Source organism: Salinivibrio sp. ES.052 (assembly GCF_900141775.1).
Classification (GTDB): domain Bacteria; phylum Pseudomonadota; class Gammaproteobacteria; order Enterobacterales; family Vibrionaceae; genus Salinivibrio.
In genome coordinates, this window is record NZ_FSRI01000001.1 from 1889131 (window position 1) to 1910446 (window position 21316).

The window sequence follows — 21316 nt, forward strand, 5'->3', positions numbered from 1 at the left end:
TAACCCGCGTTTCTCGTTAAAAAATCACAACATAACGGGAGCACAGCCACAAGGCTAAACCCATTTAGAGTGGTCAGGAGGATCACGACAATAAATGCAATCACTGCGCGTAACGCAGTAGCAAGGGAGAATTGCAATGTCGCTGTACAACCCAATGCTGGAAAAAGATAACTGTGGTTTTGGTCTAATCGCCCATCAAGAGGGGGAGCCTAGCCATAAACTGGTTCGTACTGCTATCGCTGCACTTGACCGCATGACCCACCGAGGTGGTATCAACTCAGACGGTAAGACAGGCGATGGTTGTGGATTGCTGCTACAAAAGCCCGACCGCTTTTTCCGCCTTATTGCTGAGCAAAATCAATGGAATCTAAGCCGCCTTTACGCGGTAGGCATGATCTTTCTCAGTACCGATCCAGCAAAAGCCCAACAAGCCAAGCAACGCTTCGAGCAAGAAATCAACACTGAAACATTGTCAGTGGTGGGGTGGCGGACCGTACCGACCAATCCTGATGTGCTCGGAGACATCGCTAAACAGTCTCAGCCGGTCATTGAACAAGTCTTTATTAATGGCCCTGCTGGCTGGCGAGCCCGTGATCTGGAACGTCGTCTCTATATCGCTCGTCGGCGCGCAGAAAAAGCCCTTGAGGACGATGCGGACTTTTACGTCACCAGCCTATCGACGCAAACTATTGTCTATAAAGGCTTGTGTATGCCGGCTGATCTGCCGCGTTTTTACACCGATCTTGCGGATCTTCGTCTTGAGTCTTCAATTTGCTTATTCCACCAGCGCTTTAGTACCAATACACAGCCCCGCTGGCCGCTCGCTCAGCCATTTCGTTATCTTGCCCACAATGGCGAGATCAATACCATAGACGGGAACCGCCAGTGGGCACGCACTCGAGCCTATAAGTTTAATTCACCATTACTGCCAGATTTGCACCAAGCGGCACCTTTTGTGAATGAATCAGGCTCAGACTCCTCCAGCCTTGATAACATGATGGAGGTCTTTCTTTCTGGTGGGATGGACTTATTCCGTGCCATGCGTTTACTCGTACCACCCGCATGGCAAAACCACCCCGACATGGATGATGAGCTTCGCGCGTTTTATGATTTCAACTCGATGCATATGGAACCATGGGATGGGCCTGCCGGTATCGTGATGTCGGATGGCCGCTATGCCGCCTGTAACCTTGACCGTAATGGTCTGCGTCCGGCGCGTTATGTGGTCACTAAGGACAAGTTTATTACCCTCGCCTCTGAGATAGGTATCTGGGATTACGCCCCTGACGAAGTGTCAGAAAAAGGCCGAGTGGGGCCGGGTGAGCTTTTAGTGATCGATACCCGAGAAGGTAAAATTTGGCATTCGGGCGAAATCGATGACGAGCTAAAAAGCCGTCATCCCTATCGCAAGTGGTTGGATCAACACGTCCGTCGCCTCACCCCGTTTGAAGATTTGGATCCTGAAACCAGTGAAGGCAGTCGTAACCTTAAAGACGCCCAGCTTAAGACCTATCAAAAGCTGTTTGGGATGTCGAACGAGGAAGTGGATCAGGTCGTCAAGGTACTGGGCGATATTGGCCAGGAAGCAACTGGCTCGATGGGCGATGACACTCCGATGGCGGTGCTTTCCTCTCGCCCACGCAGTGTCAGTGATTACTTCCGACAAAAGTTTGCCCAAGTAACAAATCCCCCTATCGATCCCTTACGTGAAAACCACGTGATGTCGCTCGCTACCTGTATTGGTCGTGAGATGAATGTATTCTGTGAGACCGATGGACACGCTGAACGCGTTGCCTTTAAGTCGCCAGTACTCTTGTTCTCTGATCTCGTACAATTGCTTGAGCTAGACGATACCTACTATCGCAATAGCATCCTCGACATTAACTACGATCCGAGCCAGAAAACCCTACACCAAGCGATCCTCGATTTATGTGATCAAGCGGAGCGCTGTGTCCGTGATGGCACGGTGCTAGTCGTACTCTCGGATCGCAGTATCAACAAGGATAGTCTGCCCATTCCAGCGGCCATGGCTGTGGGGGCCGTTCAAAAACGCCTCGTCAGTCAGAACCTACGCTGTGATGCTAATATCATTATCGAAACCGGCAGTGCACGTGACCCGCATCAGTTTGCCGTGTTACTCGGCTTTGGCGCCACTGCCGTTTATCCTTATTTGGCCTATGAAACCTTAGCCAATTTGGTCGACATTGGGGCCGTCAACAAACCATATCGTGACGTGATGGTGAACTTCCGTAACGGCATTAATAAAGGCCTTTACAAAATCATGTCGAAGATGGGGATTTCAACCATTGCGTCTTATCGTTGTTCGCAGTTGTTTGAAGCCATTGGCTTGCACGATGATGTGATTGATCTTTGCTTTAAAGGTGTGGCAAGCCGTATTCAAGGGGCTAACTTTGACGACTTCCAACAAGATTTGATCAACCTTTCACGCCGAGCATGGATCAAACGCAAACCGCTCGAACATGGTGGCTTGCTCAAATATGTGCATGACGGTGAATACCATGCTTACAATCCAGATGTCGTGACCAACCTACAAAGTGCCGTCCGTTCGGGTGAAGCCATGGATTACAAAACCTATGCTAAAACCGTGAACGAGCGCCCTGTCGCGACCTTGCGTGATTTAATGCAATTGAAAAAGGCGGACACACCGATTGCACTCGATCGGGTCGAGCCCGCCACTGAGCTGTTTAAACGCTTTGACTCTGCCGCCATGTCAATTGGGGCCTTAAGCCCAGAAGCGCATGAAGCACTGGCCATTGCGATGAACCGATTAGGCGGCCACTCTAACTCTGGAGAAGGCGGTGAAGATCCACGTCGCTTTAACAGCGAGCGAAATTCTCGCATCAAGCAAATTGCTTCGGGCCGCTTTGGTGTCACCCCGCACTATTTGACCAATGCGGACGTATTGCAAATTAAGGTAGCACAGGGAGCGAAACCAGGCGAAGGCGGACAGCTACCCGGCCATAAAGTGACCGCAGAGATCGCCAAACTACGTTTCTCCGTCCCAGGCGTGACCTTGATTTCGCCACCACCGCACCATGATATCTACTCGATTGAGGACTTGGCACAGCTGATCTTCGACTTAAAACAAGTCAATCCACAGGCGTTAGTCTCGGTCAAGTTAGTCTCTGAACCCGGTGTCGGCACGATTGCAACTGGGGTGGCGAAAGCCTATGCCGACTTAATCACCATCTCTGGTTATGATGGAGGAACGGGTGCCAGCCCGCTGACATCAGTCAAATATGCAGGTAGCCCTTGGGAGCTCGGACTAGCCGAAACCCAACAAGCATTGGTCGAAAACGGCCTACGCCATAAAATCCGCTTGCAAGTCGATGGCGGCTTAAAAACCGGCCTCGATATCATCAAAGCGGCGATTTTAGGTGCAGAGAGTTTCGGCTTTGGTACTGCCCCGATGGTGGCGCTTGGTTGTAAATACCTCCGTATTTGCCACCTGAATAATTGTGCGACAGGTGTGGCCACGCAAGATGAAACCTTGCGTAAAGACTACTTCAAAGGTCTCCCAGAGCAGGTGATGAATTTCTTCAAAGGCTTGGGTGAAGAAGTACGTGAACTGCTGGCTGAGCTCGGTGTCGAGAAACTGACCGATCTGATTGGACGTACCGACCTGTTAGAAGCTGTTGATGGTTTCACTGCCAAGCAACTGAAGCTGGATTTAAGCCATATTCTTGATGCACCTACTCCTTGGCCAGGAAAAACCCTGTACTGCAGTGAGCCCAATACGCCATTTGATAACGCCGCACTGAACCAAGCGTTACTCAGTGAGATGCGTGAAGCGATTGAGGCCAACCATAGTGCAAGCATCTATCGTTCAGTAAGTAATACCGACCGTTCAGTCGGTGCCAGCTTATCTGGTGCCATTGCTAAGCGTTATGGCAACCCAGGGATGGCCGCTAACCCTCTTGATATTCAGTTACAAGGCACGGCGGGGCAATCCTTGGGCGTATGGAATGCTGCTGGAGTCAATATCACCTTAGTGGGGGATGCGAACGATTATGTGGGCAAAGGCATGAGTGGCGGTCAGATTGTGATTCATCCACCCGTGGGATCAGCCTTTGCAAGCCATGAATCTACGATTATGGGGAACACCTGCTTATATGGCGCAACGGGGGGGAAACTCTTCGCCGCTGGTAAAGCGGGTGAGCGCTTTGCGGTACGTAACTCAGGCGCCCATGCCATTGTGGAAGGTGCGGGCGATAATGCCTGTGAATATATGACCGGCGGTATTGTGGCGATTTTAGGTCGTACCGGTGTCAACTTTGGTGCCGGAATGACCGGTGGCTTTGCGTATGTGCTTGATGAAGACGGTGACTTTAGTGCCCACATCAACCCCGAATTGGTTGAAGCACTGTCACTGGAATCACTCGCGATTCACCAAGAACACCTACGTGGCCTGATAGCCCAACACCTCGAATTGACTGGTTCTGACCGGGCACAACAGCTGTTAGATGCTTTTGACCATTGGGTGCATCGCTTCTATCTGGTGAAGCCAAAGGCGGCAGATGTGAATACCTTATTAGGCCATCAGAGTCGTAGCGCGACGGAGTTGCGCGTTCAGGCGCAGTAAAAGGAGGGACCCATGAGCCAGAACATCTATCAATTTATTGATGTGCAGCGCATTGATCCGCGCAAAAAAGCGATTGAAACGCGTAAGATTGAGTTCGTCGAAATCTACGAACCTTTCACAGAAAAAGAAGTATCCGCACAAGCCGATCGTTGCCTTGATTGCGGTAACCCTTACTGTGAATGGAAGTGCCCAGTGCACAATTACATCCCGCAATGGCTGGAGCTAGCCAACCAAGGGCGCATTATTGAAGCGGTTGAACTGTCGCACCAAACCAACAGCTTGCCCGAAGTCTGTGGCCGAGTGTGCCCGCAAGATCGCCTTTGCGAAGGCGACTGTACCCTCAACGATGACTTTGGGGCAGTCACGATCGGCAATGTCGAAAAATACATTACCGACAAAGCGTTTGAGATGGGCTGGAAGCCAGACATGTCTCATGTCGAGTGGACAGATAAAAAAGTGGCGGTGATCGGCGCAGGGCCAGCCGGACTTGCTTGTGCGGATGTTTTGGTGCGTAACGGGGTGAAACCCGTGGTCTTCGACCGCTATCCTGAAATCGGTGGTTTGCTCACCTTTGGGATCCCATCGTTCAAACTCGAAAAAGACGTGATGCGTCATCGTCAACGCGTCTTCACCGAGATGGGTGTGGAGTTCCGCCTCAACACCGAAGTGGGTAAAGACATTGACATGCAAACCTTGGTTGATGACTACGATGCGGTTTTCTTAGGCGTGGGCACCTACAAATATATGCGTGCGGGCCTCGCCAATGAAGATGCTCCCGGCGTCTTTGATGCGCTGCCGTTTTTGGTCTCCAATACCTATCAAGTTATGGACTTGGAAAACGCGCCTGACTTTATCGATATGGCAGGGAAACGAGTTGTTGTGCTTGGTGGCGGCGATACCGCAATGGACTGTGTCCGCACCTCGATTCGCCAACAAGCCGCCAGTGTCACTTGTGCCTATCGCCGTGACGAGGAGAACATGCCTGGATCACGTCGCGAGGTCAAAAATGCTCGTGAGGAAGGCGTCAACTTTATGTTCAACCTTCAACCACTCGGCATTGACGTGGATGATAAAGGGAATGTCCGTGGCGTCACGGTGGTGAAGACCCAGCTCGGCGCACCCGATGCGGCGGGCCGTCGTCGTCCAGAGCCCATTGAAGGCAGTGAACATATGCTTGAGGCCGATGCGGTGATCATGGCATTTGGCTTCCAACCCCACGCGATGGAATGGTTAGAACCGTATGATGTTGCACTCGATGAGCGTGGTCGAATTCAAGCGCCTGATAAGGGTGAGATCTTATACCAAACCACCAACCCAAGGATTTTTGCGGGGGGGGATGCGGTACGAGGGTCCGATTTAGTGGTCACCGCTATCGATGAAGGGCGTAAGGCTGCAGAAGGGATCATGGATTACCTCGAAGTTTAAGCATCACCGGCATCAACACGATGACCCTCTCTCAGAAGTGCCTCAAAGGAGGCACTTTTTTATTGCCTCATGTACACTAACGGCATTTACGCCCGAACAGGATTATAACCATGAAAATCGGCATCATTGGCGCAATGGAGCAAGAAGTGACTCTGCTGCGCGACAAGCTGGCTAATCTGAGTACTCACCATGAAGGCGGTTGCACCTTCTTCTCGGGCACCTTACAGGGCCATGATATCGTTTTGCTACAATCCGGTATTGGCAAAGTCTCGGCGGCGATTGGCACGAGCTTATTACTGTCACAGTACAAACCAGATTGGGTGATCAATACCGGTTCTGCGGGTGCTTTTGAGCCCTCGCTCAACTTAGGAGACGTGGTCGTGTCTTCTGAGGTTTGCTATCACGATGCTGATGCAACCGCATTTGGTTATCAAATAGGCCAAGTCCCACAACAACCCGCGGTCTTTAAATCCGATGAAGTTTTAATGCAATTGGCAGAAAAAGCAGTCGATCCTAATACCCACGTTGTTCGTGGACTGATTTGTACCGCAGACACCTTCGTACATACCGACGCCCATCGACAACACATTTATTCTCACTTCCCTGATGCCGTTGCCGCAGAGATGGAAGCCGCGGCAATTGCTCAAGTTTGCGCACAGTTCAAAACACCGTTTGTGGTCGTACGTGCTATCTCTGACGTGGTCGCGGAAAAAGAATCACCTATGACATTTGAAGAATTCTTACCACTAGCGGCCAAAAGCTCCTCGGCAATGGTCGAAAACATGGTGGCGATGATTAACGCATAACGCGACAAACTCTAACTCTCATGGATGCTTTGCTTAACCCGCAACAATGGATGATGCTGGCCGCCAACCACGGTAGCTTATGGGCGCTGTGGTTGGCCGTACTCCTGCATTGGCTGTTACCCCTCTCGAGCCAACACTCGCCTTTTCAGTACTGGCAACAGTATGGCGTCTTACTCGCCAGTCAGGTCAACAAAGACACCGATCCAAAACAGCAGCGCAAACTCGCCGGCGGTCTTGCCCTAGCTCTGATGTGTGGGACCTTGGGCATTTTCTTTATTGCCACTCGCGAACTGGTTTGGTCACGGCCACTTTTCGATGCAATTTTGCTTTGGTTAGCGCTGGACTGGCGGCCTATTGATCAATTTGGGCACGCGCTCGCGCATGCGATTGATGATCATGACAAGGGCGCAGCCCGAGCTTTACTGGCCACGCGTGTGAACCGAGACACTGAGTCGTTATCATTGATAGGGATCGGTAAAGCGGGTGCGGAGACCCTCGTCCTCGGCACAGCGCGGCATGGGGCTTGTGTGATTTTTTATTATTTGATCGCCGGGGGAGTGGGTGCCTTGCTCTATACCAGTTTGGTACACCTTGCCCGTGTCTGGTCGCCAAGCCGACTCATGTATTACCCCTTTGGACTCGCAGCAGCCCGCTTACTTAACCTGCTAGACACACTCCCGATGGGGCTGTTTGCCATTGTGTTAGCCGCGGGTCGCACCCCCTGGACCCATCTTAAAGCGTGCTGGCAACAAGGCCGCCGTTGGCGTACGCCTGGTCCTGGTTGGCTGCTCGCCTGTGCAGGAAGTCGTTTCCAACTATCACTCGGCGGCCCTGCTGTCTACCAAGGCACCAAAACCCTCAGAACCAAAATTGGCTATGGGGTGACACCTGCTTGTTACCATCTTTTATTATTGCGATCCAAATTAAAACACAGTGTTTTAATTTGGATCGCATTAAGCTCTCTGTTTCTACTCCTCTAAGGACACTGATTTATGCGTTGTTTTCGTGCCCTTTCCGCGTATCGCCCTTTGTGTGAATCTTTACTTATCGTGTTGCTGTGGGGAGCGATGTTCCCTGTCCATGCCAACAACTCGCTTCGAGTGATTAGCCTCGCGCCTCATGCCACCGAGTTGGCTTATGCCGCGGGACTTGGCCCAAACCTGGTCGCCGCCAGTGCTTATAGTGACTACCCTGAACGCGCTCAGTCTCTCGAACGCGTCGCCAATTACCGCGGCGTCAAGTTAGAACGGATTATCGCCTTAAAGCCTGACTTGATCTTGGCCTGGCGCGGGGGCAACCCACCCAAGCCGTTAGAAACATTGGCCACCATGGGATTTAAGGTACGTTATCTCAACCCAGAAACGCTTGAAGATATTGGCCAATTTATTCGCGAGCTGGGCCACTATAGCGCGACACCCGACATAGCAGCAGCGAACGCAAAGGCGTTTGATAATAAGCTCGCGCAATTGAAAGCACGCTATCAGAACGCCTCACCCGTCCCCTACTTTTACCTACTCAGTGACACACCGTTAATGACCGCCAGTAACCGAGCTTGGCCAAGCCAGCTGTTTACGGTGTGTGGAGGAAAAAATATCTTTGCGGATAGTCCCGCCGCCTACCCACAAGTGAATATGGAGCAGGTCATCACGCGCGCGCCACAGGTGATGTTCCACACCGGTGAGAAGCTACCTAGCAGTTGGCAATCAATGACCGATTTACTGCCCGACAACGCACAGCGCTTTACTTGGTCACTGAATCCAGACTGGTTAACCCGAGCTACACCTCGCGCACTCAATGCCGCTGAACAAATTTGTACCGCCCTTGATAACGTACGTCACGCGCAATAGGACCTAGCATGACACAAACCATGATTTTGTATGTATTCGATTTGTTTGGCACGGCTGTGTTTGCCATTTCAGGCGTTTTAGTGGCGGGTCGATTACGGATGGATCCCTTTGGTGTCGTCGTCCTCGCCTGCGCAACCGCCATTGGTGGTGGCACAGTCAGAGATATGGCGATGGGCGCCACGCCCGCATTTTGGATCACGGACACCCTCTATATTTGGGTGATTTTAGCCACCTGTGTGGCGACCATGCTGCTGATTCGTCATCCACGACGTCTGCCTTGGTATGTGCTGCCTTGTGCGGATGCGATTGGTCTGGCGGTTTTTGTCGGGATTGGTGTCGATAAAGCCCTTAGCTACGGTGCCTCACCACTCGTCGCGGTGATCATGGGCGTGATCACTGCCTGTGGCGGCGGCATTATTCGCGATGTTCTGGCGCGAGAAGTGCCCATGGTGCTCAGAACAGAAGTCTATGCCACTGCTTGTATTGCTGGCGGCATCGTTCACACCCTCGCCGTTCAAGTGAGCCCGGATACCATCACTGCCTCGCTTGCGGGCATGCTAACCACCTTATTGATCCGGCTGGCGGCCATTCGCTGGCATTTATCACTGCCTCCTTTTGCCCTTGATCGTTAAATTTACGCGATGACGACAATCGCAAACCATAACAATATACGCAGCGGTTGAAATTTAGGCGATGTACCCTAAGGTCAGAGTAGACACCCTTGATAAAGGAGCCACTATGATCAGCATTGCCATTATCTATCACTCTGAGAGCGAGCACACGCATGCGCTAGCCACCACCATTGCGGAGGGCATTCATGCCGGTGATGCCGAGCCGGTAATTTACCGCATTGAACCAGAAATGATAGAAAATGGACGCTTTGTCGATGACAAGGTGTTTGAAAAGCTTAAAGACGTCGATGCGATTATTTTTGGTGCGCCCACCTACATGGGTGGACCGAGCGCCCAATTTAAGGCGTTTGCCGATGCCTCTAGCCCCACCTGGGAGCGCCAAGACTGGCGAGGAAAGTACGCGGCTGGCTTTACGGTGGGCACCTACCCAGGAGGTGACCAGCCACAGACACTGCAGTATTTCCAAACCTTAGCCAGCCAGCATGACATGCTGTGGTTAAGTCTAGGTCGCGCCAATATAGGGGTAGAAAACATTAATCCAAGTGGCACAAGCCTTGGGGTGACCGCACACACGCCAGACGATGATCAACCTAACGAAGCCTGTCTACAAACAGCGTTTTATCTTGGTCAACACATGGTACGTGCACTAAAAGGCGTCTGGCACACATAAACTTGTCTTGTTTGTCCCGTCCTAATATAGGTTGACAGTTTTTAGGCCAGCTCCAGTAGCTGGCCTTTTTTATTATGCACCTGATTGGGGGTTGCCATACTTAAACTTAGGTGCGGTCTCATTTCGTTGTATATCGCTATCGATTCTTTTACCAGTATTTTAAGCTCTGTCAGTGTCTTACACCGGTACAGTAAAAACTCATGCTTCAGTATGCCATTGACTCTTTCCGCTAACGCGTTTTGGTAGCAATCATAACCATCCGTCATCGACGGCTGGATTTGACTCTCCTGTAGCGCACTCTGATAAACGGCTGAGCAGTATTGCGAACCTCGGTCTGAGTGATGTACCGCATTGCCGATATAGCGCTTATCTTTGACGGCCATTTTCAGCGCTTTCACTACATTGTCGACTTTCATATCTTCGCTAACGTGATGACCCACTATCTTGCGTGAGTTGGCATCGGTCACCAGTGACAGATAGTGCACACCTTGGTCTGATTCAACATAAGTGATGTCGCTGACCAGTACATGCGCAGCATCATGCAGTCCGTCTTCTTTTAGCAGGTTAGGATGCTTCTTCATCCAGTGCTTACTACACGTAGTTTTTGTGTAGCTTTTCTTGGGTTTAACCAGTAAGCCTTCGCTTCTCAGATAGCTAAAAAACCCGTCTCGCCCTAGCTTAATTTCGTGTTCAACTAGCTTGGGCTTTACCAACGCGTAGAGCTTACGCGCCCCTAACCTCGGCATATACTTACGCCAGTATTGGACCCAGTCTCTGATGATTGATAGTTCAGCTCTTCGGCTTTCCATTCGAGCAACGGCTTGATAGACACCTTGCCGAGAAATGCCTGTGGCACGACATGCCGCCGCTAACTTTATTTTACTTTTGGCTTTGGCTTGCCAGATGTACCGGATAAGTACTTTTTTCTGAGGCCGGCTCCGTACTCATTGTCCATGATATCGACCATACCATTGAGGATTTGGTTACGCAGTTTCTCTTCGGCTAACTCACGCTCAAGGCGCTTGATAGTTTCGGATGGGGTTTCTTTTGAATGTGGCATAAGGGGATGCTGAAATGGCTTCGACCAATCGAGTCTACCATGTTTTCTGAGCCAGACGAGTACCGTTGAGCGGCCCTGAATGCCAAAACGGGCTTGAGCTTGTTTGTACGTCATTTCGCCTTTTTCAACACGCTCTACAACGCCTAATTTAAAGGCTAAGGTGTAATCACGTTGCGTGCGCTTACGGCTTGAATTACTTGATGTTGTCATAAAGAAGTCCTCTTTATGTCAACGTATTTCAGGACGGGACAGTTTAAATAAAAAAGCCCTCGCATCGCAGCGAGGGCTTTTTACTCAACTCAAGCAACGCAATTCAATCAGCCTAGCGTCACCCGAGCGAACTTGCGCTTACCCACTTGATAAACAGCCTCACCCGCGGCGGGGACGAGTTTGGTGTCTTCCACTTTTTCGCCGTCAATTTTCACTGCACCTTGGCGAACCATACGTAGTGCATCGGAGGTGGAATTAACCAGCCCAGCCTCTTTTAGCAGGTTAGCAATCGCAATACCTTGCTCGAAGGTAAAGCTTGGCATTTCGTCCGGCATTGCCCCTTTTTGGAAACGGTTGATAAAGGTTTGCTCTGCCGCGTCAGCATCAGCGTCTGAGTGGAAACGCGCGATGATCTCCTTGGCCAGCAAGATCTTAATATCACGTGGGTTTTTACCCGCCTGAACGTCTTGCTTGAATTGCACCACGTCTTCGAGCGGGCGGAATGACAAGAGCTCGTAGTAATCCCACATTAGATCGTCAGAAATGGACATAATCTTACCGAACATGTCATCTGGGCGCTCGCTCACACCAATGTAGTTGTGCGCTGACTTGGACATTTTCTTCACGCCATCAAGACCCACTAGTAGCGGCATGGTCATCACCACTTGGGGTTTTTGGCCCGCTTGCTTTTGCAGCTCACGCCCCATCAATAAATTGAACTTTTGATCGGTGCCACCCAGCTCAACGTCTGCTTCTAACGCCACCGAATCGTGACCTTGAAGCAGTGGGTAGATGAACTCATGGATAGCAATCGCTTGGTTGCTGGTATAGCGCTTTTTAAAATCATCACGCTCAAGCATGCGAGCCACGGTCGAGCTTGCCGCCAGACGGATCATGCCGTCAGTCCCCAACTGACCTAGCCATTTCGAGTTAAACTCGATACGCGTTTTTGCCGGATCCAGAATTTTAAACACCTGCTCTTTATAGGTTTCTGCGTTTTCGAGCACTTGCTCTCGCGTCAGTGGTGGGCGAGTGGTGTTTTTCCCGCTCGGGTCGCCGACCATGCCGGTATAATCGCCAATCAAAAAGATCACTTCATGACCAAGCGCTTGAAAAGCTCGAAGCTTATTCAGGATCACCGTGTGACCGAGGTGGATATCCGGTGCGGTGGGATCGGCACCGAGCTTGATGCGAAGAGGACGATCCTCTTTCAGCTTTGCCACCAGCTCATCTTCCGGGATTACTTCATCTACGCCACGTTTTAGTTCTGCTAGCGCGGCTTCAAGGCTCGCCATAGTCTCTTGCTCCTACCCAATAGGCAAAAATGTGATAAACAGACATATTACTCGAATAGCGACAGTTTTTGAAACCAGTTAAACTGATCGTTAACGTGCCGGGTGCGCGCAGCGGCTACCGTCAAAGAATGTTTGTCGTCTTTGTGTCAACCGTGTCAAAAATACTTCAGGGCATCACCCCCAATAAAACTGATTGGGAGTCTGACTGTCATAACTTTATTCGTAGCGATTCAACATAGTCTTCATGCCGTTAAATAAACTCGCAGCCTTACCCAAATTACATAAACTCATTATCGGTGCTCTGAGCGCATTCGTTGTTTTATTAATCCTGGTACCGGACGGTGCCAATACACCGCGTCCTCAACCCAATTTCGAACCCGGTAAGCATTACCCATTACCCGTCGATGCGGTCTCATTATTGCCGCCACAAGATGAGATGCCCGCTCAATTTAGCCGCAATATCCATTGGACCACTTATGAAGTGCAGCCTGGCGAGAGCATGGCACTGCTTTTTAATCGTGCAGGCCTCAGCCCAACCACGCTTTATCGCCTTGTCAATGCCGATGAAGGAACACAAAGCCTCGCCTATCTGAACCCTGGGGATGAAGTGCGATTAGGTGTGAATGACGACGGAGAATTGGTTCAGCTCATTCAACCGCGTGGCACCAACGAAACCTTAATAGTCAATAAACTTGATGACACCTATCAGTCCCGAATTGAAACCAAACACGTTGATACTCAGATCAACTTTGCGCGTGCCACCATCAAATCGAGCTTTTGGCAAGCCGCTTCCGGTGCCGGTCTCAACCCGAATCAGATCATGCAGCTGGCCGGGATTTTTGGTTGGGATGTCGATTTCGCGCTCGATATCCGCAATGGCGATAGCTTTTCAGTTTTGTATGAAGAGGAATTTGTCGAAGGTGAGCACATTGGTAGCGGTAATATTCTTGCCGCGACATTCACGAATCGCGGCGAAACCTTTACTGCAGTACGGGCCAAAAACAGTAAATACTATACGCCGACCGGTAAAGCGATGAAGAAAGCGTTTCTCCGCTCACCGGTTAACTTCCGGTATGTCAGTTCAAACTTTAATCCACGCCGTTTGCACCCGGTGACGGGACGGGTTAAACCGCACCGGGGAACGGACTACGTCGCCCCAGTCGGTACCCCCATCAAAGCGGCCGGTGACGGCGTGGTCATGAAAGCCTCTTACAATCGTTTCAACGGTAACTATGTGTTTATCCGTCATAGCTCGACGTATATTACTAAGTATTTGCACCTGACTAAGCGCAAGGTCAAAACCGGTCAGCGAGTTAAACAAGGGGATATCATTGGCACTCTCGGCTCAACGGGACGTGTGACGGGTGCCCATTTGCATTACGAGTTCTTGGTTCACGGAGTGCATAAAAACCCGCGCACCGTCGAATTACCAGAAGCGAAGTCGTTACAAGGCAAAGAAAAACGTACGTTTGTCCGTTTGGCCGAATCACGCATGGCGCAACTGAGTAAGTTTAACCAACTGCTAGCGACGGTAGGCAGTTTGAACCATTACAATCGTGGCGGCTAACAGGGTTGCTATCCATGAAAAACGGCGCTCATCGGCGCCGTTTTGGTTTCATGGGATAAGAAAGCGTCTACATCGTATAGCGGAGAAGGCTAGACACTAAACGAAGCACCGCAGCCACACGTGGTGGTGGCATTGGGGTTATCGATGAAAAAGCGTGACCCTTCTAATCCTTCGGTATAATCCACTTTTCCACCCATCAAATACTGCAGGCTCATAGGGTCAACCACCAACATGACACCGCTTTTCTCGATCTCCATATCGCCTTCATTGACGCTTTCATCAAAGGTAAAACCATATTGGAAGCCGCTACAGCCACCACCGGTGATGTAGACACGTAACTTCAGGTTTGGATTTTCTTCTTCCTGAATCAGCGTCTTTACCTTGGTTGCCGCGGCCTCGGAAAACTCTAACGGCAAAGGTGCTTCGCTCATTGTTACCTCACATGCTCTTTGTGCTAAGTATTGGATTATCTAATACCTGAGTAAAGTGTTCAAGTATTGCGCGCTTGATCGCAATTGTGATCAGTACGTATTAATTGCCAATCTTGTCTCATTGAAATCATACTCTACCTCGCCAGCGTTCCATATCTTTGGTTAAAATACGCCAGCGTAATATTCGGCGAAGCCTTACCTAACAGGATATGTCATGACCAAATCAGCACAACTTTTTCAACAAGCTCGACGCACCATTCCCGGTGGCGTGAATTCTCCCGTGCGTGCATTTGCCGGTGTCGGCGGCGACCCTGTCTTTATGGAACGTGCTGACGGCGCGTACATCTTCGATGCCGACGGTAAAGCCTATATTGACTATGTGGGATCATGGGGCCCCATGATCCTCGGCCACAACCACGCCGCTATTCGTGAAGCGGTCATTGATGCCGCTCAGCGTGGTCTCAGCTTTGGCGCGCCAACCGAAAGCGAAACGACCCTGTCTGAATTGGTCGCTGAGCTTGTACCGTCAATGGAAATGGTTCGCATGGTGAATTCAGGAACCGAAGCAACCATGAGTGCCATTCGTCTCGCCAGAGGCTTCACCAAGCGAGATAAGTTCATCAAATTTGAAGGAAACTACCACGGCCATGGCGACTGCTTACTGGTAAAAGCAGGCTCTGGTGCACTCACCCTCGGCGAACCAAACTCGCCAGGGGTGCCAGCAGACTTTGCGAAACATACCTTAACCTGCACGTATAACGATCTCGACTCGGTCCGCCATACGTTTGAGACTTACCCAGATGAAGTGGCTTGTATCATTGTCGAGCCCGTTTCGGGCAATATGAACTGTGTGCCACCGCAACCCGGTTTCTTACAAGGCCTACGCGAACTGTGTGACGAGTTTGGTGCTCTACTGATCTTTGATGAAGTCATGACAGGCTTCCGGGTTGCCCTAGGGGGAGCGCAAGCCTATTACGGGGTGAAGCCAGATTTGACTACCTTAGGCAAGATTGTTGGTGGAGGGATGCCTGTCGGTGCGTTTGGTGGCCGTCGCGATGTCATGGAATACTTATCGCCAATGGGCCCTGTTTATCAGGCTGGTACGCTAGCGGGCAACCCCGTTGCGATGGCTGCTGGATTCGCTTGTTTAAGTGAATTACGCCAACCAGGCAATCATGATTATCTCACCGATGTCACCAACCAATTAGCTGAAGGCTTCAAGGCCTTGGCAGACAAACATGGTATTGCCTTGGTCACCAACCAAGCAGGTGCCATGTTTGGCTTCTTCTTTACAGATCAAGCGTCAGTAACGTGCTTTAAAGACGTGCAACAGTGCGATACCGACCGCTTTAAGCGTTTCTTCCACTTAATGCTTGAGCAAGGCGTTTATCTAGCACCGTCAGCGTTTGAGGCCAGCTTTACCTGCCTTGCTCACGGTCAAAAAGAAATTGATGCGACACTGGCGGCGGCAGACAACGCATTCGCGACCCTTGCCGCAGATGCTGCCTAACTAACAGCGCCGAATACTCGGACACAGCAGTAACATCACGCTGTCCCTGAAACACAAAGCCCCGCTAACCGTGCATGCGGGGCTTTTTATTCGCCGGTATCAAGAGGGAACCCTAGGGTCAGAAAATAGAGCGCCCAATCCGAGCAGATAACAGTTCTAAAGCAGCGGTGCCTGCCAACGAGTTCCCTGATGGATCAAGCTCTGGGGACCAAACAGCAATCGACATTTCCCCCGGTACAATGGCAATGATGCCTCCTCCCACGCCAGACTTTCCTGGCATCCCGACGCGATAGGCAAACTCGCCAGCGCCATCATACAAACCACATGTGGCGAGAAGTGCATTCATCTGCTTGCTTTGCGTGGGGCTTAAGATTGGCGTGCTGTCAGACAATGGCGTCCCTTTATTCGCAAGATAGAAGAACCCCTTGGCTAAATCGACACAGCTCATCTCTAATGCACAATAATGGAAGTAATTGGTCAATACGGGGACCACTTCATTATCAAAGTTGTCAAAAGCACGCATCAAGTAAGCAATCGCGGCATTGCGATCACTGTGCTGCATTTCAGAGTCGGCCACCTCCTTGTCATAACAGAGGTGTGGGTTCTCTGCCAAGCTTCGTACAAACTCTAGCATTCTCTGGCGTGGCGCTGACTGACGGGTATGCAGCATATCACTCACCACCAGCGCCCCCGCATTAATAAAAGGATTGCGTGGGATCCCCTGCTCCATTTCAAGCTGGATTAATGAGTTAAAGGCCTGGCCAGAAGGCTCTTTACCCACTCGCGTCCATATCTCTTCAGCCCGATAACTCTGCATGGCGAGCGTTAGGCTCAACACCTTAGAAATCGACTGAATGGAAAAAGCTTCATCCGCATCCCCCGCGGTTATCACCGACCCATCGTTGTAGCAGACCGCAATGCCCAATTTGTGATTGGGAACATCGGCCAAAGCAGGGATATAGCCAGCCACTTTTCCACGACCGATTAAGGGTCGAACATCGTCAAGGATTTGTGCTAACAACTGAGAGCTGGGTTTCACCGGCAGGATCCTTCTTACTGCATGGGACAAAAAAGCCAACCTCAGGTTGGCTTTTAGAACTAAGGATAATTTGCGCCTTGATAACGCATCAAGCAATACGCGTGTACTTAATATCCCACACGCCATGGCCAAGGCGCTGTCCGCGCTGTTCGAACTTGGTCAGTGGGCGCTCTTCAGGACGAGGAACATAGTAGCCATCTTGCGCAATATTTTGATAGTGAGGCGCCGCCTCCATCACTTCAACCATGTGTTCGGCATAATTTTCCCAATCCGTCGCCATATGAAACACACCGCCGACGTTGAGCTTGTCTCGGACCATTTCAGCAAACGGTAGCTGCACAATACGGCGTTTATGGTGGCGCTTTTTATGCCACGGATCAGGGAAAAATAGCTGAACCGTGTCTAAGCCCGCTTTCGGCAACATTTGCTCAAACACCTCAACGGCATCGTGACACATTACACGTAAGTTAGTCACACCCGCATCACGTGCTGCCATCAAACATGCACCGACTCCGGGCGTGTGCACCTCGATACCCACAAAGTTTTTCTCGGGGGCATTTTTTGCCATCTCGACCAGTGACGCGCCCATGCCGAAACCAATTTCCAACACCACGGGGTTATCATTACCAAACACCTGCTGCCAATCAAGCACAGCCGTGTCAAAGTCAATGCCCATGGTAGGCCAGGATTCGTTCAACGCTTGCTCTTGCCCTTTGGTTAAACGGCCTTCGCGACGCACAAAGCTGCGTACTTTACGAATAACTTTGCCATCCTCGGTCAGTTCGGTTTTAGTGACTTCAGTCATGATTGGGTGCCTGTGATGCAGAATGAATGATAGCGATAAAAGTGGCCATCAATTGTTGGAAATCTAAACGGGACTGCGCATTATGCAAAGTTTTCACCATTGCGCAAGTTAGACGCGCTGATCCTATTAGTGCGCCCTCTCGTTAGTGTACCCTGTGGCCTGCCTTTGTGCACGTGTGAGCAAAATCATAAGAGAGAGCACAGTGAGTCAATCTTTTTCCGACGCCATCTTAAATTGGTATGAACAATATGGCCGTAAAACCTTGCCTTGGCAGCAAAACAAAACGCCCTATAAGGTATGGCTGAGTGAGATCATGCTACAGCAAACGCAAGTTAGCACAGTGATCCCTTACTTTGAACGCTTTATGGCGCGCTTTCCAACCGTCATTGATTTAGCCAATGCCGAGCAAGACGAAGTACTTCACCTATGGACAGGCCTAGGATATTACGCCCGAGCACGTAACCTTCACAAGGCCGCACAAGTGATTGCCAACGACCATGATGGGGAATTCCCTACCACGCTAGACGCGGTGATGGCCCTCCCCGGTGTAGGACGGTCGACAGCCGGTGCGGTACTATCTTTATCACTCAATCAGCCTCACCCTATTTTAGACGGCAACGTCAAACGCACCCTCGCACGTTGCTTTGCGGTTGAAGGCTGGCCGGGGAAAAAACCGGTAGAAAACACGTTATGGGAAATTGCTGAAACACTGACGCCCACAACGAATACGGACAAATACAATCAGGCCATGATGGATATGGGCGCTATGGTGTGCACACGCAGTAAACCCAAGTGTGAGTTGTGCCCAATCGCTGAGCGATGCGACGCGCGAGCACAAAGCCGCCAGCTCGATTTTCCTGGCAAGAAACCGAAAAAGACCTTACCCGTCAAACAAACCAGCTTTCTACTGATCCAATATCAAGATGAAATTTGGTTAGAACAACGCCCGCCTAGTGGCTTATGGGGCGGATTATGGTGTTTACCTGAAGCGAATGAGAACCAGGCAGAGGCGGACATTGCCGAGAAGCTTCAAGGAATGAAACCGGTACATACCGAAGTGTTAACCGCCTTCCGGCATACCTTTAGCCATTTCCACCTAGACATTGTGCCGATTAAAGTCGCTGTTGCTGAGCGACCACCATTCATCATGGAAGCCAACCAAGGGCTTTGGTATAACTTATCACAACCTGCAAAGGTAGGATTAGCGGCCCCAGTGAAAAAGCTGTTAACCTTGCTTGAACATGAGCGCCAACAATCTCTAACCGGCGATGACAAGGAGCCTAGATTATGAGCCGTACCGTATTTTGCCAACGCCTTCAAAAAGAAGCTGATGGCCTTGATTTTCAACTCTACCCTGGTGAGCTGGGTAAGCGTATTTATGACAATATTTGCAAAGAAGCCTGGGCGGAATGGCAAAAGAAGCAAACCATGCTGATCAATGAAAAGAAGCTCAATATGATGGATCCTGAGCACCGTAAAGTCATTGAACAAGAAATGGTCAACTTTTTGTTTGAGGGAAAAGACGTGCAAATCGATGGATATGTACCGCCCGAAGCGTAAATTACGCGGTGTCGCCCACACCTAGGCGGCTTGACCACAGCAACGCACCCGCATTGTGTTAAGCTCAGTGCGGGTGTTTTTTATCCAAATGCAATCAAAGATGACACGAAAACTCTGTTTGTTAGTGTGCTGCTGTAGCGCATTGCTCGTCGGCTGTAGCCGAGAGAGCGTAGAAAAGTATGTGGGGGTGGACTACCAAACCACCAACCGCTTCGCTCAAAATCTGGCACCGATCCCTGGGCAGTTTGAAAAAGACATCGACGCGCTAAACCAGCTTATCAGCCAATTTACGGGCAAAATAGAAGTACGCTGGGGCGAAGATCAAGTCTTTGTCTCTGGTAAACGCGATTACGTCAAATACACCGATAACTACAAAAGTCGCGCGCGTATCGACTTTGAGCGCGGCGTGATCCAAGTAGAAACCGTGGCCACTGACGATCCGAAAGATCACCTCAGACAAGCCATTGTCACCACCCTATTAACCCCCCGAGATCCTGCCTCTGTGGATCTTTACTCTGCCGCCAAGGTCCCCCTGACAGGGCGCCCGTTTCTCGAAGGACAAGTGGTTGATCACGAGGGTAAAGCTATCACCTGGGAATGGCGTGCTAACCGCTTTGCCAATTACCTGATTGACCAGCGTTTGAAAAAGAAAAAAGTACGCTTTCAAAACATGTATTTTGTCACTATCCCCATGGTAAACGATCATGCTGCCCAACGAAGCTACCAGTATGCCGATATTGTCCGCCGAGCCTCTGAGCGTTACGGTATCTCTGAAAAACTCATTTACGCCATCATTAAAACAGAGAGCAGCTTTAACCCGTATGCCGTCAGCTGGGCCAATGCGTATGGCTTGATGCAAGTGGTGCCGAAAACGGCCGGACGTGACGTATTTAAACTGGTCAAGAAACGTGGCGGGCAACCCTCTCCGAAATACCTTTTTGACCCAGAAAAAAATATCGATACAGGCACCGCCTATTTTTACATATTGAAAAATCGCTATTTAAAGGCGGTGCGAGACCCACTCTCTCTGCACTACAGCATGATCTCTGCCTATAACGGTGGCACGGGGAATGTACTGCGCACGTTTGACCGAGATCGTCGCCGAGCCATGCAGGATTTAAATAAGCTAAGACCTAACCAGGTATTTTGGGCACTCACTCATCGCCACCCCTCTTCGGAGTCGCGGCGCTATTTACAAAAGGTAACCCGTTATCAAAAAGAGTTCGTTAAACTGCCCTAGTGAACCGCGTTTGTTATCGGTTTTTTGCGTGTTTTTATCGCACTTCGCTGCCTTTTTATCCAAACAATGCGATATCCAGACTTTTTTCAAAAAAACAGTTGACGGTGAGACCGAAAATCCGTTTAATAGCGCCCCGTTAGCCCGGATAGCTCAGTCGGTAGAGCAGGGGATTGAAAATCCCCGTGTCGGTGGTTCGATTCCGCCTCCGGGCACCATATAATGAAATAATGGTGTGACACACAGTATTTCGCGATTTGTGTGCCGGCTTAGCTCAGTTGGTAGAGCAACTGACTTGTAATCAGTAGGTCGCCAGTTCGACTCCGGCAGCCGGCACCATTGCCTCGATAGCTCAGTTGGTAGAGCAGGGGATTGAAAATCCCCGTGTCGGTGGTTCGATTCCGCCTCGAGGCACCATTATTCCCCCATAGTTCAGTTGGTAGAACGGCGGACTGTTAATCCGTATGTCACTGGTTCGAGTCCAGTTGGGGGAGCCACATAAAGAAAACGCTAGCCGAAAGGTTGGCGTTTTTTTTTGTTTGGCTATCGCCAAATATGTCACTGGGCTAGGCGCCCCCGTTGAGTCCAGTTGGGGGAGCCACATAAAGAAAACGCTAGC

The 21316-nt window shown here is 50.6% G+C and carries 17 protein-coding genes and 4 tRNA genes; 16 read left to right on the top strand and 5 right to left on the bottom strand.

Features of this window, described 5'->3' with window-relative positions:
- Positions 1 to 136: 136 nt before the first annotated feature.
- The 7 genes from gltB (at position 137) to BUQ98_RS08810 (ending at position 9983) form a co-directional block, all read left to right on the top strand.
- On the top strand, positions 137 to 4603 hold the full coding sequence (gltB, locus tag BUQ98_RS08780; RefSeq protein WP_074213408.1) for a glutamate synthase large subunit: 4467 nt from the start codon (positions 137 to 139) through the stop codon (positions 4601 to 4603).
- Between the two features lie 12 nt (positions 4604 to 4615).
- Positions 4616 to 6028 carry an FAD-dependent oxidoreductase gene (locus tag BUQ98_RS08785; protein WP_074213409.1) on the top strand — a complete coding sequence of 471 codons (1413 nt, stop codon included), beginning with the start codon at positions 4616 to 4618 and terminating at the stop codon, positions 6026 to 6028.
- A 110-nt stretch (positions 6029 to 6138) separates the two neighbouring features.
- Entirely contained in the window at positions 6139 to 6834 is a 696-nt protein-coding gene (mtnN, locus tag BUQ98_RS08790; RefSeq protein WP_074213410.1) for a 5'-methylthioadenosine/S-adenosylhomocysteine nucleosidase, read from the top strand.
- 29 nt (positions 6835 to 6863) lie between these two features.
- Positions 6864 to 7814: a cobalamin biosynthesis protein gene (locus BUQ98_RS08795; protein WP_175566300.1), complete on the top strand. Its 951-nt coding sequence runs from the start codon at positions 6864 to 6866 to the stop codon at positions 7812 to 7814.
- 12 nt (positions 7815 to 7826) lie between these two features.
- Positions 7827 to 8681, top strand: a complete 855-nt coding sequence (gene btuF, locus BUQ98_RS08800) for a vitamin B12 ABC transporter substrate-binding protein BtuF (RefSeq protein ID WP_074213412.1) — start codon at positions 7827 to 7829, stop codon at positions 8679 to 8681.
- A 20-nt stretch (positions 8682 to 8701) separates the two neighbouring features.
- On the top strand, positions 8702 to 9313 hold the full coding sequence (locus BUQ98_RS08805; protein WP_074213638.1) for a TRIC cation channel family protein: 612 nt from the start codon (positions 8702 to 8704) through the stop codon (positions 9311 to 9313).
- 106 nt (positions 9314 to 9419) lie between these two features.
- Positions 9420 to 9983: a flavodoxin family protein gene (locus BUQ98_RS08810; RefSeq protein ID WP_074213413.1), complete on the top strand. Its 564-nt coding sequence runs from the start codon at positions 9420 to 9422 to the stop codon at positions 9981 to 9983.
- Between the two features lie 41 nt (positions 9984 to 10024).
- Here BUQ98_RS08810 and BUQ98_RS16800 read toward each other — a convergent pair.
- Positions 10025 to 11253, bottom strand: a protein-coding gene (locus BUQ98_RS16800) for an IS3 family transposase (protein WP_139294610.1) whose coding sequence is annotated in 2 segments (ribosomal slippage) — positions 10025 to 10902 and positions 10902 to 11253 — 1230 coding nt in all. Because the reading frame shifts where the segments join, the coding sequence is not laid out codon by codon here.
- A gap of 107 nt (positions 11254 to 11360) precedes the next feature.
- Positions 11361 to 12548, bottom strand: coding sequence for a tyrosine--tRNA ligase (gene tyrS / locus BUQ98_RS08825; RefSeq protein ID WP_074213414.1), 1188 nt, complete (start codon positions 12546 to 12548; stop codon positions 11361 to 11363).
- 244 nt (positions 12549 to 12792) lie between these two features.
- Here tyrS and BUQ98_RS08830 point away from each other — a divergent pair, with 244 nt between their 5' ends.
- Positions 12793 to 14115 carry a peptidoglycan DD-metalloendopeptidase family protein gene (locus BUQ98_RS08830; protein WP_074213415.1) on the top strand — a complete coding sequence of 441 codons (1323 nt, stop codon included), beginning with the start codon at positions 12793 to 12795 and terminating at the stop codon, positions 14113 to 14115.
- Between the two features lie 89 nt (positions 14116 to 14204).
- Here the strand turns inward: BUQ98_RS08830 and erpA are convergent, their stop codons facing one another.
- A complete protein-coding gene (erpA, locus tag BUQ98_RS08835) occupies positions 14205 to 14546 on the bottom strand; it encodes an iron-sulfur cluster insertion protein ErpA (protein ID WP_025674139.1) in 342 nt (113 codons plus the stop codon).
- A 214-nt stretch (positions 14547 to 14760) separates the two neighbouring features.
- Between erpA and hemL the strand changes: the two genes are divergently transcribed.
- Positions 14761 to 16056: a glutamate-1-semialdehyde 2,1-aminomutase gene (gene hemL / locus BUQ98_RS08840; protein WP_074213416.1), complete on the top strand. Its 1296-nt coding sequence runs from the start codon at positions 14761 to 14763 to the stop codon at positions 16054 to 16056.
- 118 nt (positions 16057 to 16174) lie between these two features.
- Here the strand turns inward: hemL and glsB are convergent, their stop codons facing one another.
- Positions 16175 to 17095: a glutaminase B gene (gene glsB / locus BUQ98_RS08845; protein WP_074213417.1), complete on the bottom strand. Its 921-nt coding sequence runs from the start codon at positions 17093 to 17095 to the stop codon at positions 16175 to 16177.
- Between the two features lie 88 nt (positions 17096 to 17183).
- Positions 17184 to 17900, bottom strand: coding sequence for a tRNA (guanosine(46)-N7)-methyltransferase TrmB (gene trmB, locus BUQ98_RS08850; protein WP_074213418.1), 717 nt, complete (start codon positions 17898 to 17900; stop codon positions 17184 to 17186).
- Positions 17901 to 18102: 202 nt separating this feature from the next.
- Here trmB and mutY point away from each other — a divergent pair, with 202 nt between their 5' ends.
- The 7 genes from mutY to BUQ98_RS08885 all read left to right on the top strand — a co-directional run bounded on the left by mutY (position 18103) and on the right by BUQ98_RS08885 (position 21194).
- A complete protein-coding gene (gene mutY / locus BUQ98_RS08855; RefSeq protein ID WP_074213419.1) occupies positions 18103 to 19191 on the top strand; it encodes an A/G-specific adenine glycosylase in 1089 nt (362 codons plus the stop codon).
- Entirely contained in the window at positions 19188 to 19460 is a 273-nt protein-coding gene (locus BUQ98_RS08860; protein ID WP_074213420.1) for an oxidative damage protection protein, read from the top strand. Before mutY ends, BUQ98_RS08860 begins: the two co-directional genes overlap by 4 nt.
- A gap of 100 nt (positions 19461 to 19560) precedes the next feature.
- Complete coding sequence (gene mltC / locus BUQ98_RS08865; protein WP_139294672.1) at positions 19561 to 20700, top strand: membrane-bound lytic murein transglycosylase MltC; 1140 nt, start codon at positions 19561 to 19563, stop codon at positions 20698 to 20700.
- 139 nt (positions 20701 to 20839) lie between these two features.
- Positions 20840 to 20915: transfer RNA gene (locus tag BUQ98_RS08870), tRNA-Phe, on the top strand.
- 45 nt (positions 20916 to 20960) lie between these two features.
- Positions 20961 to 21036, top strand: a tRNA-Thr gene (locus BUQ98_RS08875).
- Positions 21037 to 21038: 2 nt separating this feature from the next.
- Positions 21039 to 21114: transfer RNA gene (locus BUQ98_RS08880), tRNA-Phe, on the top strand.
- A 4-nt stretch (positions 21115 to 21118) separates the two neighbouring features.
- Positions 21119 to 21194, top strand: a tRNA-Asn gene (locus tag BUQ98_RS08885).
- Positions 21195 to 21316 lie beyond the last annotated feature (122 nt).

What these genes read in the sequence shown, in the direction of transcription:
- mtnN (WP_074213410.1), top strand. Translation starts at nt 6,139, where the DNA reads ATGAAAATCGGCATCATTGGCGCAATGGAGCAAGAAGTGACTCTGCTG.
- BUQ98_RS08785 (WP_074213409.1), top strand. Translation starts at nt 4,616, where the DNA reads ATGAGCCAGAACATCTATCAATTTATTGATGTGCAGCGCATTGATCCG.
- BUQ98_RS08810 (WP_074213413.1), top strand. Translation starts at nt 9,420, where the DNA reads ATGATCAGCATTGCCATTATCTATCACTCTGAGAGCGAGCACACGCAT.
- BUQ98_RS08830 (WP_074213415.1), top strand. Translation starts at nt 12,793, where the DNA reads ATGCCGTTAAATAAACTCGCAGCCTTACCCAAATTACATAAACTCATT.
- BUQ98_RS08860 (WP_074213420.1), top strand. Translation starts at nt 19,188, where the DNA reads ATGAGCCGTACCGTATTTTGCCAACGCCTTCAAAAAGAAGCTGATGGC.
- erpA (WP_025674139.1), bottom strand. Translation starts at nt 14,546, where the DNA reads ATGAGCGAAGCACCTTTGCCGTTAGAGTTTTCCGAGGCCGCGGCAACC.
- tyrS (WP_074213414.1), bottom strand. Translation starts at nt 12,548, where the DNA reads ATGGCGAGCCTTGAAGCCGCGCTAGCAGAACTAAAACGTGGCGTAGAT.
- hemL (WP_074213416.1), top strand. Translation starts at nt 14,761, where the DNA reads ATGACCAAATCAGCACAACTTTTTCAACAAGCTCGACGCACCATTCCC.
- mltC (WP_139294672.1), top strand. Translation starts at nt 19,561, where the DNA reads ATGACACGAAAACTCTGTTTGTTAGTGTGCTGCTGTAGCGCATTGCTC.
- btuF (WP_074213412.1), top strand. Translation starts at nt 7,827, where the DNA reads ATGCGTTGTTTTCGTGCCCTTTCCGCGTATCGCCCTTTGTGTGAATCT.
- trmB (WP_074213418.1), bottom strand. Translation starts at nt 17,900, where the DNA reads ATGACTGAAGTCACTAAAACCGAACTGACCGAGGATGGCAAAGTTATT.
- BUQ98_RS08805 (WP_074213638.1), top strand. Translation starts at nt 8,702, where the DNA reads ATGATTTTGTATGTATTCGATTTGTTTGGCACGGCTGTGTTTGCCATT.
- gltB (WP_074213408.1), top strand. Translation starts at nt 137, where the DNA reads ATGTCGCTGTACAACCCAATGCTGGAAAAAGATAACTGTGGTTTTGGT.